The sequence below is a fragment of the Bacillus sp. MUM 13 genome, from assembly GCF_001866725.1.
GTDB lineage: Bacteria > Bacillota > Bacilli > Bacillales > DSM-1321 > Peribacillus.
Genome location: NZ_MLYQ01000027.1, coordinates 103,251 through 120,614 on the forward strand (window position 1 = coordinate 103,251; position 17,364 = coordinate 120,614).

Consider the following 17,364-nt stretch of genomic DNA (forward strand, 5'->3'; position numbering starts at 1 on the left):
CCCGGACATGCATAATATGAAATAGGCACGTCCAAGGGGGTAGGAAGATTGAATGGAATATCAGGGGAATTACTGACATTGCTGATCATGGCATTTGCGCTGGGAATGGACGCTTTTTCAGTTGGTTTAGGAATGGGAATGTTTAAGCTTAGGCTGAAGCAAATCTTATTCATCGGTTTGACAGTCGGCTTTTTTCATATATGGATGCCTATGCTCGGCATGGTTGCAGGCCGGTATATTTCCGGTCATTTCGGCACGATTGCTGCATATGCAGGCGGACTTTTGCTTGTAATCCTTGGAATCCAGATGTTTTTTTCAGGATTAAGAGGGGGTGAGGGCAGTCTGCTTGCTCCTGTAGGAGTGGGTTTATTTATATTCTCGCTGAGTGTGAGCCTGGACAGTTTTTCGGTGGGTCTGACCCTTGGGATTTACGGGGCAAGGACAATTTTGACCATTATCTGCTTTGGTGCAGCCGCAACCATTCTTACCTGGGCCGGCCTGCTTGTTGGCAGAAAGGTTCAGGGCCTTTTGGGAGTGTACAGCGAGATTCTTGGGGGCAGCATTCTTTGCGCATTTGGATTAAAACTGCTATTTTCCATTTAAAATTTATAAACGTATAAAGCTTGGGGACAAAGCAATGCTTAGTCTCCGGGCTTTTTTATTTTGGCTCTTTTCTTAAAGATTGTTGTTACTTAAATAGTTCTCGAGGCAATTCCGTTGTTATAGCAGGTTGATTGGAGCAGAAGGTGCGGAGACTCCTGCGGGATCAGCGTGACAGGTGAGACCCCGCAGACGCAAGTCGAGGAGGCTCAGCGCATGCCCCGCGGAAAGCGAAGCATCCTGGAGCGGAAATCAACCCCTTGTTTCACGCAACAAAGTATACGAAAACAGCCTTTTTAAGAGCTATTTTTGAATTGGCTCGAATGACAGGTGAATTCGGGTGTTTATCCAATTAACTGGAAGTTTACAACGTCAGTGTGCACAAATTTTGGCCCAAACGGTATCATTGTGCAAAAATGTTCATTGATAATTATGAAAAGAGGCGCGCAGACAGGAGTACCAAAAGGATAATTAGAATAAAACCGCGAGCTTTTGAAGATGAAGCATTATGGATTATAATAAATCCAAAAGGAGGAATGCCGGCATGATCCGTGTTTTATTTGTTTGTACAGGAAATACCTGCAGAAGCCCGATGGCTGAAGCCATTTTGAAAAATAAAGGAATTCCTGGCATTGAAGTGAAGTCTGCAGGAGTATATGCAACTGAAGGAATGGAAGCCTCGATGCATGCAAAACAGGTGCTTGAAGACAATGAAATGGGGCAGGGACATTCCTCTTCGCCTCTTACCGCAGATGCAATAAGCTGGGCAACCCATATCTTTACCATGACTGAAGGACATAAATCCATCCTTGTAAATTCATTTCCGGCTGCGATGGACAAAACTTTTACTTTAAAAGAATTTGTTTATGACGATAAATATGATAGAGACATATCAGATCCTTATGGGGGATCGCAAAAAATTTATCGGGAAACATTCGAAGAACTTCAGGAAGCGATCAGCAGGCTGATTAATAAGCTTGAAGAGTAGAATGTCCGCAGGGGGAGCTTTCAGTGCCGGAAAAAAAGCATTATAAGTTTGGTTTGAGAAAACAGTTAGTATTGTTTATTACTTCACTTGCGTTAATTACGTATGCGACGAGCGAATTATTCATTTATTATGTACATCCGATGTTTTTTAAGAGTATGGATGAAAGAATGTTCACCATCCTGACTCTTTTCATGGGAGTCATTTGGTCTGGAATTCTTGCATTTTTTGCAGCGGCACTCATTGTAAAGCCATTGAAGAAGCTTGAAACCGCAGCACTTAGGGCATCCCAGGGGGATATTAGCAGAGATGCCGAGCTTCCAAAATCGGATGATGAAATCCGTTCATTAGGAAAAGCATTTAATCACATGCTTTTTAACTTAAGAGACATGGTCCAAAATATAGAAACAAATTTTCAGGAAACAAATGAAAAAGTTATTTCCATTTCGCATAAGTCTGCAGAGGCATCAACCCGAGCAGAAAGCATTTCCAGAACCATTGAGGAAATTGCAAAGGGAGCAGATCAATCGGCCGTTTCTATCCAGCATACGGCAGAATCTGTTGAAGATGTGATTACCATTGCAAAAGAGGTTCAAAATAAAGCGAACTCTTCAGCGGAAACCTCAAGAGAAATGGTGTCAGATCTTTTAAGCAGCAAAGAAGTTATTCACTCTCTTGTGACAGGCATCCAGCAGCTTGCCCATGAAAATCAGGACGCGCTCCAGGCGGTTAGGCGTCTGGAGGAAAATGCGCAAAAAATCGAGCGCATCATTCAGCTGGTAGGAAACATTGCAGGACAGACCAATCTTTTGGCCTTGAATGCGTCCATTGAAGCGGCAAGGGCCGGGGAGCATGGAAAAGGGTTTGCTGTTGTTGCTGAGGAGGTTCGCCTTCTGGCAGATGAAAGCGCTAAAGCCGTACAGGGGATATCCGCCTTGATCCAGACGATTCAAAATGATGTCCAAAGCGTTGTCACGCAAATCAGCGAGCAGGTTGAAACGGCTAACACAGAAGCCGAAAAAGGTTCGAAAACAAACAGGGCAATTGAGGAAATGACTGAAACGGTGCATAGTGTGGCATCAGCGGTTCAGGATATCACTCTATTAGTGGACAGGCAAATGGAAAACATTCAAACCACTTCCCGCCAGTCCCAGGAAGTTGCTGCGATTGCACAGGAAACATCTGCCGGTGCGCTCGAAGTAACAAGCTCAGCCCAAGATCAGACAAGTGTTATTGAAGATGTGGACAGGCTGGCTTTTGAGCTGAAACAACAGGCGGAAAAGCTGAAGCAGACAATCACGCAGTTCCAGCTATAGAAGAAAATGTGAACCCTGCTGTGCGGGGTTCTTTTGTTTTCAATTACCTTTATCTTTGCTTTTTTTTGTGCCAAAATAAGGGCAGGAAAATAAATTGCCACGCTATAATTGGCTGAGTCATTTCAAGATTTGATGGAGAAGAAGTCTAAACAGGGGATAACTGTCCGAAAAGATTTATCGGGCTAGCCATTAGCGGAGTATGTCACTTTATGGAAAAGTCAGGGGGAAGAACATGAAAGTAGCAATCGCTTCAGATCACGGCGGAAATCATATTCGGGAAGAAATAAAGAACTTGATGGCTGAAATGAATATTCAATTTGAGGATTTTGGATGCAGCGGCTGTGAATCGGTGGATTATCCCGATTATGCGCTTCCCGTAGCTGAAAAGGTGGCCAGGGGTGATTTTGATAAAGGCATTTTAATATGCGGAACGGGCATTGGAATGAGTATTGCTGCGAATAAAGTAAAAGGGATCCGCTGTGCTCTAGTGCATGATGTGTACAGTGCGAAACTGACTCGGCAGCATAATGACAGCAATGTCCTGGCTATGGGAGAGCGTGTGGTCGGGCCTGGACTTGCCAGGGAAATAGCGGCTGCCTGGCTGGATTCTGAGTTCGAAGAAGGCGGACGCCACAGCAATAGACTCAGAAAAATTAAGGAATATGAAGACCGGAGCATTTAGGAGAAGGAGGGGTGTTTTATGGAAAACCATACTCTTGGAAATCGGGAAATCTGGAGAAATCAATTTCACGATCTGCTGAATGAGTTTCAAGATGCGGCCAAGCTGAATGAAAATGATTTGCTTGTCATCGGATGCAGCACGAGTGAAGTAACAGGAAATGTAATTGGCACCCAAGGAACCCTCGATGTGGCTGAAATGCTTTTTAGTGAATTGGAGTCCTTTCATCAGCGCACTGGCGCACTACTGGCCTTTCAGTGCTGCGAGCATCTAAACCGGGCTCTTGTTTTATCAAAGAAAACGGCACAGAAATATGGATATGAAGAGGTTTCGGTCATTCCTGTCCGGCATGCAGGCGGGGCAATGGCCGCATATGCCCATCAGCACCTTGCTGATGCTGTCGTTGTGGAGCATATTAAGGCGGATGCGGGAATCGATATCGGGGACACCTTCATCGGCATGCATTTAAAGCATGTGGCCGTCCCGATCCGGGCATCCTTAAAGGAAATCGGGCAGGCCCATGTAACCATGGCAAAATCGAGGCCGAAGCTGATTGGCGGGCAGCGTGCTGTATATGAACGATCCATTGATAATAATAGCTGTACCTAAAAACTCCTTTTATAAGGGGTTTTTTTGTGCCAGAGAAAAAGCAAAAAGGAGAAGTGCCCGATCCCCTTTTGAGGAAATGAGAGCTGCTTCTCCAGTAAAGAACTATGAAGCTGTTTTAACAGCCTTGTTCTTCGAAATCACCAATGAAATACAAAAGGCGCATATCGCGAGAATGAAGGTGCCGAGAAATATGAGATGTATGCCTGAGGCGAATGTTTCACTCACGTTCTCCTGATGAGAGTCAATGGACAGATGCGGTTGGCCGGCACCCTTTTGCCCTCCTGCTATGCCTGCTGTAGCCAGGTTGAAGATCATGCCGAATATGGCAGATCCCAGTGTCTGGCTGAATGTGTTAATGAAGGAATTCAGCCCGATTGCTGTACCCAGCTTTTGCGGTTCAACAGCAGACTGAACCAGCAGCATAATGATTGGAGTGACAATACCCATTCCCAAGCCAAGAAGTCCCATTCCGCAGTATATCGCAATATCTGGGGAGGTGCTGGATATTGAAAACAACAGGAATGTTGCTCCGATTAAGATGATTGTTCCAATACGTATGATGGTTCTGCTGCTGATTCTTCCTACCAGATGTCCTGCAAGGAAAGAGCCGGCCGTCCAGGCTACAGGCATTGGTGTCAGGATCAGCCCGGCTTGCGTAGCATTCTTCCCGAGTACACCCTGGCTCCATATAGGCAGGTAGACTGTGATGCTGATGACGATCATTCCGGCAAATAGTGTCAGCATGTTGATAGGAATTAAACTGCGGCTGCCCAGCAGATTAAGCGGTATGATCGGTTCTGGAGAGCTTTTCTCCACTTTGTAAAAAAGGAAGAAAGACAAAGCTGAAAATATGAACAGAAATAAGATAAGAGGGCTGCCCCAATCCTGCTTGCTGCTTCCGTTTAATAAAGCGTACAAAATGCTGATTGTGCCAAGCGAAAGGATAGACGCTCCTTTATAGTCAATATGCTGTTTGGTTTTGCTGATATTTTCCTTATAGTACTTCAGAATGATGATGATGGAGCTGATGCCAAACGGAATATTTAAATAGAAGATATAGCGCCAGGATAATTGATCCACGAGAAATCCGCCTATTAAAGGACCGACAACTCCGGAAATTCCCCAAACAGCGCTGACCCAGCCCTGCCCTTTTGCCCGGTCTTTTTGTTCTGTATACAGCCCTCCGATAATTGTCATGGTAACCGGCATAACAGAGCCTGCTCCAATCCCTTGGATGGCGCGGCAGATAATGAGCTGTTCCATCGTCTGGGCCATGCCGCACAGAGCCGAACCCAGCAAAAAGATCCCGATTCCATAAATGATGATTTTTTTTCGGCCGAATAAATCGGCAAGCTTTCCGAAGATAGGAGTGGAAACGGCTGTGGCCAGCATGTAAGCAGCATAAACCCAGCTTACAAGATGTATTCGCGAAAGGTCGTTAGTGATGCTGGGAACAGCTGTGCTGACAATCGTTCCTTCCATTGCTGCCAGGGAAGTGGCGAGCATTAATGCAATCATTACCTTGTTTCTCATGACGTGCCCCCTGTTTCTGTTTCTAAATCACTATCTGTCAGCGGGAAGGAAAAGCCCCGCTTGGCAGAAGTTTCACTTTATATAAATGCAGTAAATAAAATGCGCCAAAACATCAGTTTAACAGAGGTATCTTCAACTGTCCTTATGTTTAATGGAAAAAAAGAAAAAGAGTGCAAAAAATAACGAACGTTTAATATTTTGCTCCTTTAATTGTTCGTTTATGGTGAAGTTATCTGAAGGTAATACTACCGTTCCCGAATTGAACATGTTAAAATGAAAGTGATTGAAAGAGAAATGAGAAAAGGCATTTCTTATGGAATTGTTTACACATAATACATAATGAATGGGCCTATAAGAGGAGGATTTCCAATGAACCGTTTAGCGAAGCAAGATGAGCAGGTTTTTAAAGCGATTCAAGAAGAATTAGGAAGACAAAGAAGCAAGATTGAATTAATTGCATCTGAAAACTTCGTAAGTGAAGCTGTAATGGAAGCTCAAGGGTCTGTATTGACAAATAAATATGCAGAAGGCTATCCTGGCAAACGCTATTATGGCGGCTGTGAATTTGTTGATGTTGTGGAAGATTTAGCCCGTGACCGCGCGAAAGAAATCTTCGGTGCCGAGCATGTCAATGTCCAGCCGCATTCTGGCGCACAGGCCAATATGGCAGTATACTTCACCATTCTTGAGCAAGGCGACACGGTTCTTGGAATGAACTTATCACATGGCGGCCATTTAACACATGGAAGCCCGGTGAATTTCAGCGGCGTCCAATATAACTTTGTTGAATACGGAGTCGACCAGGAAAATCAGCAGATCAATTATGACGATGTTTTGGAAAAAGCGCGCCAGCACAAGCCGAAGCTGATTGTCGCAGGCGCAAGTGCATATCCGCGCGCCATTGATTTCAAACGCTTCAGGGAAATAGCGGATGAAGTGGGTGCCTACTTAATGGTAGATATGGCTCACATCGCCGGACTTGTAGCTGCAGGCCTTCACCAGAGCCCTGTGCCATACGCTGATTTTGTTACGACAACGACCCATAAAACACTTCGCGGCCCGCGCGGCGGGATGATTCTCTGCAAGGAAGAGTTTGCAAAGAAAATTGATAAATCCATCTTCCCTGGAATTCAGGGCGGCCCGCTTATGCATGTTATTGCTGCTAAGGCGGTGGCATTCGGAGAAGCGCTTCAGGATGATTTTAAACAATATTCACAGGATATCATTAATAACGCCAAGCGCCTTGGCAGCTCTTTGGTTAAAGAAGGGCTTACTTTAGTGTCAGGCGGAACGGATAACCACTTATTGCTTCTTGATCTGACTTCAGTTTCCCTGACTGGAAAGGTAGCAGAAAAGGCTTTGGATGATATCGGTATCACAGTTAATAAGAATACGATTCCATTTGATAAGGAAAGCCCGTTTGTAACGAGCGGCATAAGGATTGGCACAGCTGCCGTAACAACGCGCGGATTTGGCCTTGAAGATATGGATGAAATCGCATCAATCATTGGTCTTGTGCTTAAGAACCCTGAAGACCAAAGTAAGCTGGAAGAAGCTAAGGAAAGAGTTTCTGCTCTTTCTGGCAAATACAGTTTATATCCTGAATATTGATACCCCAGCCGTTCCCTTTTTAGGGAGCGGTTTTTTTACAGAAAAATGGAAAACAAATCTCCTGAAGCTTTTGTTGAAGTATGAATTGTTTTTCTGTAAAATGAGTAGAAGTGAATTTTCCCTGGACCATGATGTTTTGGCATGCAGGAAAACCGCAAGAATGGCACACACAAAATTTCGGAAGTAGAAGGAGAGATCTTGATGGCTAAGGTATATGTTTTTGATCATCCGCTTATTCAGCACAAACTTGCCTATATACGTGATATACATACAGGTACAAAAGAATTCCGCGAGCTTGTAGATGAAGTGGCAACGCTGATGGCATTTGAAATTACGAGAGATCTTCCATTGGAGGATGTTGAAATTGAAACGCCGGTAAGCAAAGCAAAATTCAAAATGCTTTCAGGAAAAAAACTGGGCATCATTCCTATCCTTCGCGCCGGCATCGGTATGGTTGATGGAATTTTGAAACTGATCCCTGCTGCAAAGGTAGGCCATGTCGGTCTATACCGCGACCCGGAAACATTGAAGCCGGTTGAATATTATGTGAAGCTTCCGAGCGATTTGGCTGAAAGAGAGTGCATTGTTGTTGATCCGATGCTTGCTACAGGCGGATCAGCCATTGAAGCCATTCATTCCATTAAAAAGCGCGGTGCCGTGAATATTAAATTCATGTGCCTGATTGCAGCTCCTGAAGGCGTTGAAGCCTTAAGCGAAGCACATCCAGATGTAGATATCTACATTGCCGGACTTGATGAAAAATTAAATGACCATGGCTACATCGTTCCAGGCCTGGGGGATGCTGGAGACAGATTGTTCGGAACAAAATAAATTCATTTGCTGAGGTGTATATGATGACAGGGCCAATCAAGGTTATGACGATTTTTGGGACAAGGCCTGAAGCTGTGAAAATGGCTCCGCTTGTCCTTGAATTCCAAAAGCACCCGGAAGAATTTACACCTATTGTTGCGGTTACAGCCCAGCACAGGCAAATGCTGGACCAGGTTCTTACCCTTTTTTCCATAGAGCCTGATTATGACCTGAATATTATGAAGGACAGGCAGACACTTGTGGATATTACCGTAAAAGGACTTGAGGGCCTTGATGCTGTAATGAAGGAAGCCAAGCCTGACATCGTGTTGGTTCATGGAGATACTACCACAACATTTGCCGCAAGCCTTGCAGCTTTTTATAACCAAATTGAAGTGGGGCACGTGGAAGCGGGATTGAGGACCTGGAATAAATACTCTCCATTTCCTGAGGAGATGAACCGCCAGCTTACCGGGGTAATGGCAGATCTTCATTTTGCCCCTACAAATAAAGCCGCCGGCAACCTTCGTAATGAAAATAAAAAAGGCCAAATCTTCATAACAGGCAACACAGCGTCAGATGCCCTGAAAACGACTGTCAGAGAAGAGTATTCGCATCCTGTTCTCAGCAAGATAGGCAGTGACCGCCTGATTCTTCTGACAGCACACCGCCGTGAAAATCTCGGAGAACCGATGCGGAATATCTTCCGTGCAGTGAAGAGAATTCTGGCGGAACAAAGTGATGTACAGGTTGTTTACCCTGTGCATTTAAATCCGGCAGTCAGGGAATTGGCCGGGGAAATACTGGGGGATGATCCCCGTATTCACCTGATTGATCCGCTGGATGTACTTGATTTTCATAATTTTGCAGCCAGATCTTATTTAATTCTTACCGATTCAGGCGGCGTGCAGGAGGAAGCCCCGTCTTTGGGAGTTCCAGTCCTCGTGCTGCGGGATACGACTGAGCGTCCGGAAGGAATTGAAGCGGGCACACTGAAGCTTGCCGGAACCAAAGAGGATACCATTTTCCGTATGGCCATGGACCTGCTGACGGATGACGATGAACACCGTGCTATGTCAAAGGCGTCAAATCCCTATGGAGATGGGCATGCCTCTCGGCGCATAGCTGAAGCGATACGTTATTATTTCAAAAAAACAGATACGGCTCCTGAGCCGTTTCGGCAATAATTATATAGAGGAAGCTGTCTCGAAAGTCCAAACAAGGCTAATGAGACAGCTTCTTTTTTCTGTTTTTCCCCTACCAAACAAAAATACCGCTTAAAAAGCGTGCCTGCCTGGAACGATTTATTTCAATTACCATGCATAGCCTTTGGCCTAGGAGAAAACATAAGGGGAAAAGGGGGACTATTTCTGTGCTGAAAAAATGCATACTGCTTTTGTTGTCTGTTCAATTTCTTCTGCCGTCTTACTGTCCGCTCGCTGCAATTGAGCTGCCGCCGCTGCCGGTTGCGTCGCAGTCCAAAGTCATCAGAGCGATCGTTGCGCTCGATAATAAGGCTACTGTATCAGACATATCTTCTGTACTGAAAAAATATCCCTCCCTTCATTTACGTAAAGTCTATAAACATGCCATAAATGGTTTTTCCGTTTCAGGAAAGACCTCGGAAATCTCAAGCCTTAAAAGAGAAATGAAGGTCAAGTTTGTTACGGAAGTATCTATTTATCATGCAGAGGGTGATGAAAGCATTCCTTTTATCGGTGCAGATAAAGTCCGGAACTATTTTGATGATAAAAACCGGAGAATTACCGGCAGTGGAGTGAAGGTGGGGGTTATTGATACAGGCATTGACTATACCCATCCCGACTTGAAAAGATCCTACAAGGGCGGCAGGGATCTGGTCGATGGTGACAGAGATCCTATGGAAACGAAAAACCAGGGAGATCTCTCTACTATTCACGGCACCCATGTCGCAGGAATTATTGCGGCAAATGGAAAGATGAAAGGTGTTGCCCCTGAAGCTGAAATATCTGCATACAGGGCACTCGGTCCTGGCGGAGCAGGAGACACGGAACAGGTGCTTGCTGCAATAGATGCTGCCATTGAAGATAAAATGGATGTCATCAATCTCTCGTTAGGAAATGAAGTGAACGGTCCTGACCTGCCTATTTCGCTTGCTTTAAATGAAGCTGTGGACAAAGGGATTGTTGCAGTTACCTCTAATGGCAATTCCGGGCCCGACATATGGACAGTCGGATCTCCCGGAACAGCTGAAAAGGCCATATCTGTCGGGGCTTCGACACCTCCTTTGACAACGCCTGTATTAATGGCTGGCATTGGGAACGGGAGAAAGGAAATGACCATGCTCCCCCTTCAAGGTTCGGAAAAATGGAAACTTACATCTTCACAAAGCGTTCTATTTGGAGGACTTGGAAGAAAAGAGGATCTGAAGCACGCAAAAGGAAAAGTGGTCTTAGTCAAAAGGGGAACTCTTACTTTTTCGGAGAAAGTGAGAAATGCTGAACAATCAGGCGCTGCCGCTGTTTTAGTCTATAATAATACAAGCGGCCTTTTCATGGGGAACCTGGAAAAGCCATCCCGTATCCCTGCTGCTGCCATTTCGAAAAGAGACGGGGAAATGCTGAAAGTCCTTACAGAAAAAGATAAGAATGCAATGATACGTATTATATATAAGAAAGAACAAGATAAACTTGCTGATTTCTCATCCCGCGGTCCTGTTACTGTGACGTGGGGAATCAAGCCGGATTTGCTTGCACCTGGTGTGGCCATTGACAGTACAGTTCCTTCGGGATATCAATCACTGCAGGGAACAAGCATGGCAGCCCCGCATGTCGCCGGAGCTTGCGCACTGCTTTTGCAAAAGCACCCGGAGTGGACACCAGAGCAGGTGAAATCCGCACTGATGAGTACGGCAATGCCGCTATATAAAAAGGGGAAAGAGCTATATCACACATATGAACAGGGAGCGGGCAGAATACGGATAGATCAGGCCATTAAGGCGGACACGCTGCTTTATCCGAGCTCGCTCAGCTTTGGGATGTTCACAAAGTCTGAAGGAACCGATGAACATGAAGAAACGATTGTTATCGAAAATACGGGGAAAACAAAAAAGCATTACTCCTTTATCCTTCCTCATAAAGAAAAAGGGCTGACCTGGGATCTTCCTTCATCGTTTGAAGTGGGCCCGGGTGAGAAGAAGGAAATTAAAGCAGGGCTTCAAGTGAATCCCCGGCAGCTGAATAAAGGGATCTATGATGGTTATTTAACGATGCTTGAAGGAACCAATAGAATCAGTATGCCGTTTTTGTATGTAAAAGAAGAGCCGAATTATCCGCGTGTTATGGGCTTTGAATTTTCGCCCGGAGATAAAGAGGGAACATACAGATACGAAATGTACCTGCCGAGGGGAGCCGATGAATTCGGGATTGCCCTATATGATGCAGACAGCTTCAGATTTGCAGGTTATATGGATTGGTCAGTCAATGCTCCTCATGGTCTGATAAAAAAGGAAATTCTGAAAAAAGACCTTCCGGAACCGGGGGTATACAGAGCCATTGTATTCGCTAAAAAAAGCGGCAGGGAAGACAGGATAGAAGTGACAATCATAATAGAATAGCCTCTGGGAGAGGGGGAATTACTATCATTGCAAAAAAGTCAATAGTATACCAAAAAACTAATTGTGAACATTTAGTTAATTATTCTTGACGCCTGACAATTTTCCCTATACGCACATTGACATTAAATGTCGGCTATTGTATGCTAACAAAGGATATAGAATGGGAGGGTTTACAGCTCTCTGTGCAAGGTTGATTGTCCACTTTTTACACCGGGATAGCATACTATCCGCCTACAAAAAACGCGAGGATGCAAAGATGCGTCAAACAAATCGCAGCTTCTTTAAAGCCATGAGATTAATGTCCGCTATACTTGCCCAGCTGACCGGTTCCATTTTAGCCGGAATCTTCACTGGAAGGTGGCTTGACTCATTGCTTGATACCGAGCCGCTTCTTTTAGTGGTTGGCCTTCTTTTAGGACTTGCTACAGGCGTATTAGCCATGCTGAGCACAGTTCGACAATATTTCTTGGGAGATTAAAAAACAAAAATGCCAGAATTAGATAAGATGTTCAACAGGCAGAGAAAGTACATAATATACCTTTTGGCTATTTATGTGCTGGGAGCTGGTTTCACTCCCTATTACACAATCTTCCTGGGCTTAATACTGGGAACGTCCTTCAGCCTGTTTAATTACTGGTCCATGGTCAAGAAAAACAGGAAGTTTTCCGAAGCGGCAGCAGAAGGCAGGAAAATGAAATCCCTGGGCAGTCTGACCAGGATGGCAGCAGCAGCATTAGCTGCGGTCATTGCACTTAATTATCCCGAAAAGTTTCAAATGGCAAGTGTGGTTATAGGATTAATGACAGGATATTTAGTCATTATGATAGATTTTTTTATCCAAAACTTACGTCGGTAGTCAAGAAGAGAGGTGAATACTGTTGAATCATGAAGCTCCTATTCGAGAATTCATGGGACTGTACTTCAATATGGCAAATGTCATGATGATTACTATTGCAAGTCTCATAGTCTTCATAATCGCTGTAGCTTCCACCCGCCGGCTTGCGATGAAGCCAACAGGAATCCAGAACTTTGTAGAATGGATCATGGATTTCGTTAAAGGCCTAATCAATAGCACGATGGACTGGAATACAGGCGGACGCTTTCTTATACTGGGAATGACGCTCATCATGTACATTTTTGTATCAAACATGTTAGGCTTGCCTTTCTCAGTTGTATTAGGACACGAGCTTTGGTGGAAATCGCCAACAGCCGATCCGGCCGTTACCTTAACCCTGGCAGTAATGGTATTGGGACTAACCCACTATTACGGCATCAAGATGAGAGGTGCAAGAAATTACGGCAAAACCTATTTTCAGCCGATGGGCTTCTTATTCCCATTGAAGATCATTGAAGAGTTCGCTAACACTCTGACTCTTGGATTGCGTCTTTACGGAAACATCTATGCTGGTGAAATTCTTTTATCTTTACTTGCAGGACTAGCAACAAACGGCTATGCCAACTCTGTTGGAAGCGGCATTGTCGGAACAATCGTAGCAGCTGTGCCAATGCTTGCATGGCAAGGCTTCAGTTTATTTGTAGGATCTATCCAGGCTTTCATTTTCACTATGTTAACAATGGTTTATCTCTCTCACAAAGTGAGCGAGGACCATTAATTATAAAAAAGGTTCAACTATTGAACGCTCTATCATTGTTTAAAAATAAAAACTTAATTTTCAAGGAGGAAATTTTATCATGACAGGTTCATTAGGTCTTGTAGCAGCTGCAATCGCAGTTGGATTAGGTGCATTAGGTGCTGGTATCGGTAACGGTCTTATCGTAGGACGTACAATCGAAGGGATGGCTCGCCAGCCAGAAGCCCGCGGTATGCTTCAAACTACTATGTTCGTCGGTGTTGCGTTAGTAGAGGCACTTCCAATCATAGCGGTAGTTATCGCATTTATCGTTCAAGGTAAATAATTAATTTCAGGAAGTTCAATAATGGCGAAGATCATTCCATGAGAACCTTCGCCATTGCTTTATGTTTAACGGATAATATAATCTTCTTTCGACCATATAAAATCATAGTGAATTCCATGAAGGGAGTGAACCGAGCGTGTTAACAAGCAGTTTTTTACTTGGGGCATCAGTGGGTGAAGCCCATTTCAACAGCGGGGATATCATTTTCCAGCTTGTCATTTTTATCATTTTGTTAGCGTTGCTTAAGAAATTTGCCTTCGGTCCGCTAATGGGCATCATGAAAGACCGTGAAGCACACATTGCCGGAGAAATCGAAGCAGCTGAACAAAGCCGTGCGGAAGCAGCGAAAATGCTGGAAGAACAGCGCGAGCTATTAAAACAGTCCCGCATCGATGCAACTGAGCTTATCGAAAATGCGAAGAAGCAAGGCGAGATGCAGCGTGAAGATATTATCGTTGCTGCCCGTACAGATGCTGACCGCATTAAAGAATCAGCTAAACGCGAAATCATCCAGGAAAAAGAAAAAGCTGTGGCCGCCCTGCGCGAACAAGTGGCTTCTTTATCCGTACTTATAGCTTCAAAAGTGATCGAGAAGGAATTATCTGAAGCTGATCAAGAGAAATTAATCAGTGAATACATTGCAGAGGCAGGAAAAGAGCAATGAGCGATATTTCTGTAGCTAAACCTTATGCAGCCGCTCTTTTTCAAATTGCCGCGGAACAGAATCTTCTGGAGAAAATAGAAGAGGATGTACGTGCAGTAAAAGATGTCTTCTCGAATGAGGGAGAGCTTTTAGAATTTCTGGAGCATCCAAAAGTAACAAAAGAGGCGAAGAGAGATTTGATCACAGCTTCTTTCGCCGGCCTGAACACTCAGGTTCTGAACACGATTTTCATTATGATCGACCGCCACCGTGCTGATTCCATTGCTGCTATGGCAGAGGAATTCATCAGCAGGGCTAATGAGGAAAGATCAATAGCAGACGCTGAAGTATACACTGTCCGACCTCTTACTGAAGAGGAAAAAACAGAAGTATCTGCAGTATTTGCAGCAAAAGTAGGCAAAAAAACGCTTAGAATTAAAAATATAGCAGACAGCAGCTTGCTTGGAGGCATCAAGCTCCGCATCGGCAACCGCATTTTTGACGGAAGCGTAAGCGGAAAGCTAGAACGCCTTGAAAGACAACTGCTTCGTTAACATTCACAGATAGGGGTGAAATTCATGGGCATCAAAGCTGAAGAAATCAGTGCGCTGATTAAAAAACAGATTGAAAATTATCAGTCTGAAATAAAAGTAAGCGATGTGGGTACTGTTATCTCTGTAGGGGATGGTATCGCACGCGTTCATGGTTTAGATAATGTTATGGCTGGAGAGCTTGTTGAATTCGCGAATGGCACCATGGGTTTATCTCAAAACCTTGAAGAAAACAACGTGGGTATCGTAATTCTTGGAGCTTTCAGAGACATCCAGGAAGGCAGCGAAGTTCGACGCACAGGCAAGATTATGGAAGTTCCTGTCGGTGAAGAACTAATCGGCCGTGTTGTTAATCCTCTTGGACAGCCTGTTGACGGACTTGGTCCAATCAACACAACACAAACTCGTCCAATCGAAAGCCCTGCAACAGGAGTTATGGACCGTAAATCAGTTCATGAGCCTCTTCAAACAGGCATTAAAGCGATCGATGCACTTGTTCCAATCGGACGCGGACAGCGTGAGTTAATCATCGGTGACCGCCAGACTGGTAAAACATCTGTAGCTATCGATACAATCCTTAACCAGGCTGACCAAAACATGATCTGTATCTATGTGGCAATCGGCCAAAAAGAATCCACTGTCCGCGGAACAGTTGAAACTCTTCGCAAAAATGGCGCATTGGATTACACAATCGTCGTAACGGCTTCTGCATCACAGCCTGCTCCGCTTTTATACCTTGCTCCATACGCTGGTGTATCAATGGCCGAGCACTTTATGTTCAGCGGCAAGCATGTTCTTGTTGTATATGATGATCTTTCTAAACAAGCATCTGCATACCGTGAACTTTCCTTGCTTCTTCGCCGTCCTCCAGGCCGTGAAGCATTCCCTGGTGACGTATTCTACTTGCACTCCCGTTTACTTGAGCGTGCAGCAAAATTAAATGATACATTAGGTGCCGGTTCTATTACAGCACTTCCATTTGTTGAGACACAGGCAGGAGATATTTCTGCGTACATCCCGACAAACGTAATTTCCATCACTGATGGACAGATTTTCCTTCAATCTGATTTGTTCTTCTCAGGCGTACGTCCTGCGATCAACGCCGGTCTTTCCGTTTCACGTGTAGGAGGATCAGCACAAATTAAAGCGATGAAGAAGGTTGCAGGTACACTGCGTCTTGACCTTGCTTCTTACCGCGAGCTTGAAGCATTCTCTCAATTTGGTTCTGACCTAGATAAGCAAACCCAGGCTAAGCTTGCACGCGGTGCACGTACAGTTGAGGTTCTTAAACAGGATCTGAACAAACCGATCAAAGTAGAAAAGCAGGTAATGATTCTTTATGCATTGACCCGCGGACACTTGGATCAAATTCCTGTATCTGATATCCTGCGTTTTGAAGGAGACTTCTACGTATGGTTAGATAATAATCATCCTGAATTACTAGACCACATCCGTACAACAGGCAACCTGCCTGAAGACGATGCTATCGTTTCTGCAATTAACGAATTCAAAAAGACATTCGTTGTTTCTGAATAACTGGTCTAACTAATATTAAAGGGTGGTGAGAAGCAATGGCCTCTTTGCGCGACATAAAGTCCCGTATTACGTCGACTAAAAAGACTAGCCAGATTACCAAGGCAATGCAAATGGTATCTGCTTCCAAAATGAATCGTGCAGAAGCGAATGCAAGAGCTTTTGTCCCATATATGGAGAAGATTCAAGAAGTAGTAGCCAGTATTGCGCATGGCAGTAATGGTGTGGCTCATCCAATGCTAGTATCCCGTCCTGTCAAAAAAACCGGTTACCTTGTGATTACATCTGACCGCGGATTAGCAGGGGCATACAACAGCAGTGTACTCCGCCACGTCTTTAAAACAATTAATCAGCGCCACAAGTCCTCTGATGAATATGTAATCATTGCAATCGGAAGAGTTGGCCGCGATTTCTTTGTCAGCCGTAAAATGCCTGTGGAACTGGAAGTAATCGGAGTTCCGGATCAGCCGTCATTTGCTGATATTAATGATATTGTTAAGTCTACAGTCGGCTTGTTCCAAAACAAGCAATGCGACGAATTATATATGTACTACAATCATTACGTCAGTGCCATCCAGCAGGATGTCACTGAGAAGAAAATCTTGCCTCTAACGGATATCCATCCTGCGGGCAAAATGACAGCCTACGAATTTGAGCCGTCACCGGAAGAAATTCTGGAAGTACTGCTTCCTCAATATGCCGAGAGCTTAATTTTCGGGGCACTGTTAGATGGAAAAGCGAGTGAGCATGCTGCCCGTATGACTGCAATGAAGAATGCGACAGATAACGCATCTGAATTGATTGACAGCCTGTCTCTTGTGTATAACCGTGCGCGTCAAGCCGCGATTACTCAAGAAATCACTGAAATTGTCGGCGGAGCAGCTGCGCTGGAATAGATACAACGAATGTAAAGGGAACGGGCAAGACTGGACGATTTGCTTCCCGTTCCGATTAATAGTTAGTCGTCACAGTAATGGTAGGA

At 44.6% G+C, this 17,364-nt stretch carries 18 protein-coding genes and 1 pseudogene; 18 read left to right on the forward strand and 1 reads right to left on the reverse strand.

The window, feature by feature from the left end; translation table 11 throughout:
• The first annotated feature begins 87 nt into the window (after window positions 1-87).
• The 6 genes and pseudogenes from BIV59_RS08680 (at window position 88) to BIV59_RS08700 (ending at window position 4,189) form a co-directional block, all read left to right on the forward strand.
• Window positions 88-603: a manganese efflux pump MntP gene (locus BIV59_RS08680; protein WP_481747421.1), complete on the forward strand. Its 516-nt coding sequence runs from the start codon at window positions 88-90 to the stop codon at window positions 601-603.
• Between the two features lie 541 nt (window positions 604-1,144).
• A complete protein-coding gene (locus BIV59_RS08685) occupies window positions 1,145-1,588 on the forward strand; it encodes a low molecular weight protein arginine phosphatase (protein ID WP_071351078.1) in 444 nt (147 codons plus the stop codon).
• Between the two features lie 191 nt (window positions 1,589-1,779).
• Window positions 1,780-1,962: pseudogene (locus tag BIV59_RS24385) on the forward strand (HAMP domain-containing protein); the annotation flags it as partial.
• A gap of 12 nt (window positions 1,963-1,974) precedes the next feature.
• On the forward strand, window positions 1,975-2,901 hold the full coding sequence (locus tag BIV59_RS08690) for a methyl-accepting chemotaxis protein (protein ID WP_481747422.1): 927 nt from the start codon (window positions 1,975-1,977) through the stop codon (window positions 2,899-2,901).
• A 232-nt stretch (window positions 2,902-3,133) separates the two neighbouring features.
• Window positions 3,134-3,583, forward strand: a complete 450-nt coding sequence (rpiB, locus tag BIV59_RS08695) for a ribose 5-phosphate isomerase B (RefSeq protein WP_071351080.1) — start codon at window positions 3,134-3,136, stop codon at window positions 3,581-3,583.
• A gap of 18 nt (window positions 3,584-3,601) precedes the next feature.
• Window positions 3,602-4,189: a TIGR01440 family protein gene (locus BIV59_RS08700; protein ID WP_071351081.1), complete on the forward strand. Its 588-nt coding sequence runs from the start codon at window positions 3,602-3,604 to the stop codon at window positions 4,187-4,189.
• 102 nt (window positions 4,190-4,291) lie between these two features.
• On the opposite strand, the gene BIV59_RS08705 is transcribed toward BIV59_RS08700, so the two are convergent.
• Window positions 4,292-5,722 carry an MFS transporter gene (locus BIV59_RS08705; RefSeq protein WP_071351082.1) on the reverse strand — a complete coding sequence of 477 codons (1,431 nt, stop codon included), beginning with the start codon at window positions 5,720-5,722 and terminating at the stop codon, window positions 4,292-4,294.
• Window positions 5,723-6,091: 369 nt separating this feature from the next.
• On the opposite strand from BIV59_RS08705, the gene glyA reads away from it, so the two are divergent.
• From glyA to atpG, 12 genes are all read left to right on the forward strand, one after another.
• The gene (gene glyA, locus BIV59_RS08710) at window positions 6,092-7,333 is read left to right on the forward strand and encodes a serine hydroxymethyltransferase (protein WP_071351083.1); all 1,242 of its coding nucleotides are present in this window, start codon (window positions 6,092-6,094) and stop codon (window positions 7,331-7,333) included.
• A gap of 201 nt (window positions 7,334-7,534) precedes the next feature.
• The gene (gene upp / locus BIV59_RS08715; RefSeq protein ID WP_071351084.1) at window positions 7,535-8,164 is read left to right on the forward strand and encodes a uracil phosphoribosyltransferase; all 630 of its coding nucleotides are present in this window, start codon (window positions 7,535-7,537) and stop codon (window positions 8,162-8,164) included.
• 23 nt (window positions 8,165-8,187) lie between these two features.
• Window positions 8,188-9,330 (forward strand): non-hydrolyzing UDP-N-acetylglucosamine 2-epimerase, encoded by a 1,143-nt coding sequence (gene wecB / locus BIV59_RS08720; protein ID WP_071351085.1) that lies wholly within the window; start codon window positions 8,188-8,190, stop codon window positions 9,328-9,330.
• 185 nt (window positions 9,331-9,515) lie between these two features.
• Window positions 9,516-11,738 (forward strand): S8 family serine peptidase, encoded by a 2,223-nt coding sequence (locus BIV59_RS24230; protein ID WP_276205135.1) that lies wholly within the window; start codon window positions 9,516-9,518, stop codon window positions 11,736-11,738.
• 256 nt (window positions 11,739-11,994) lie between these two features.
• Window positions 11,995-12,216 (forward strand): AtpZ/AtpI family protein, encoded by a 222-nt coding sequence (locus BIV59_RS08730; RefSeq protein ID WP_071351086.1) that lies wholly within the window; start codon window positions 11,995-11,997, stop codon window positions 12,214-12,216.
• Between the two features lie 9 nt (window positions 12,217-12,225).
• On the forward strand, window positions 12,226-12,594 hold the full coding sequence (locus BIV59_RS08735) for an ATP synthase subunit I (RefSeq protein ID WP_071351087.1): 369 nt from the start codon (window positions 12,226-12,228) through the stop codon (window positions 12,592-12,594).
• 22 nt (window positions 12,595-12,616) lie between these two features.
• Window positions 12,617-13,351 carry a F0F1 ATP synthase subunit A gene (gene atpB / locus BIV59_RS08740; protein WP_071351088.1) on the forward strand — a complete coding sequence of 245 codons (735 nt, stop codon included), beginning with the start codon at window positions 12,617-12,619 and terminating at the stop codon, window positions 13,349-13,351.
• 79 nt (window positions 13,352-13,430) lie between these two features.
• Window positions 13,431-13,655: a F0F1 ATP synthase subunit C gene (gene atpE, locus BIV59_RS08745; protein WP_071351089.1), complete on the forward strand. Its 225-nt coding sequence runs from the start codon at window positions 13,431-13,433 to the stop codon at window positions 13,653-13,655.
• Window positions 13,656-13,791: 136 nt separating this feature from the next.
• Window positions 13,792-14,319 (forward strand): F0F1 ATP synthase subunit B, encoded by a 528-nt coding sequence (gene atpF / locus BIV59_RS08750; protein WP_071351090.1) that lies wholly within the window; start codon window positions 13,792-13,794, stop codon window positions 14,317-14,319.
• A complete protein-coding gene (locus BIV59_RS08755; RefSeq protein ID WP_071351091.1) occupies window positions 14,316-14,852 on the forward strand; it encodes a F0F1 ATP synthase subunit delta in 537 nt (178 codons plus the stop codon). Before atpF ends, BIV59_RS08755 begins: the two co-directional genes overlap by 4 nt.
• A 24-nt stretch (window positions 14,853-14,876) precedes the next feature.
• Window positions 14,877-16,385, forward strand: a complete 1,509-nt coding sequence (atpA, locus tag BIV59_RS08760) for a F0F1 ATP synthase subunit alpha (RefSeq protein ID WP_071351092.1) — start codon at window positions 14,877-14,879, stop codon at window positions 16,383-16,385.
• 35 nt (window positions 16,386-16,420) lie between these two features.
• Complete coding sequence (gene atpG, locus BIV59_RS08765) at window positions 16,421-17,278, forward strand: ATP synthase F1 subunit gamma (protein ID WP_071351093.1); 858 nt, start codon at window positions 16,421-16,423, stop codon at window positions 17,276-17,278.
• Window positions 17,279-17,364: the final 86 nt, after the last annotated feature.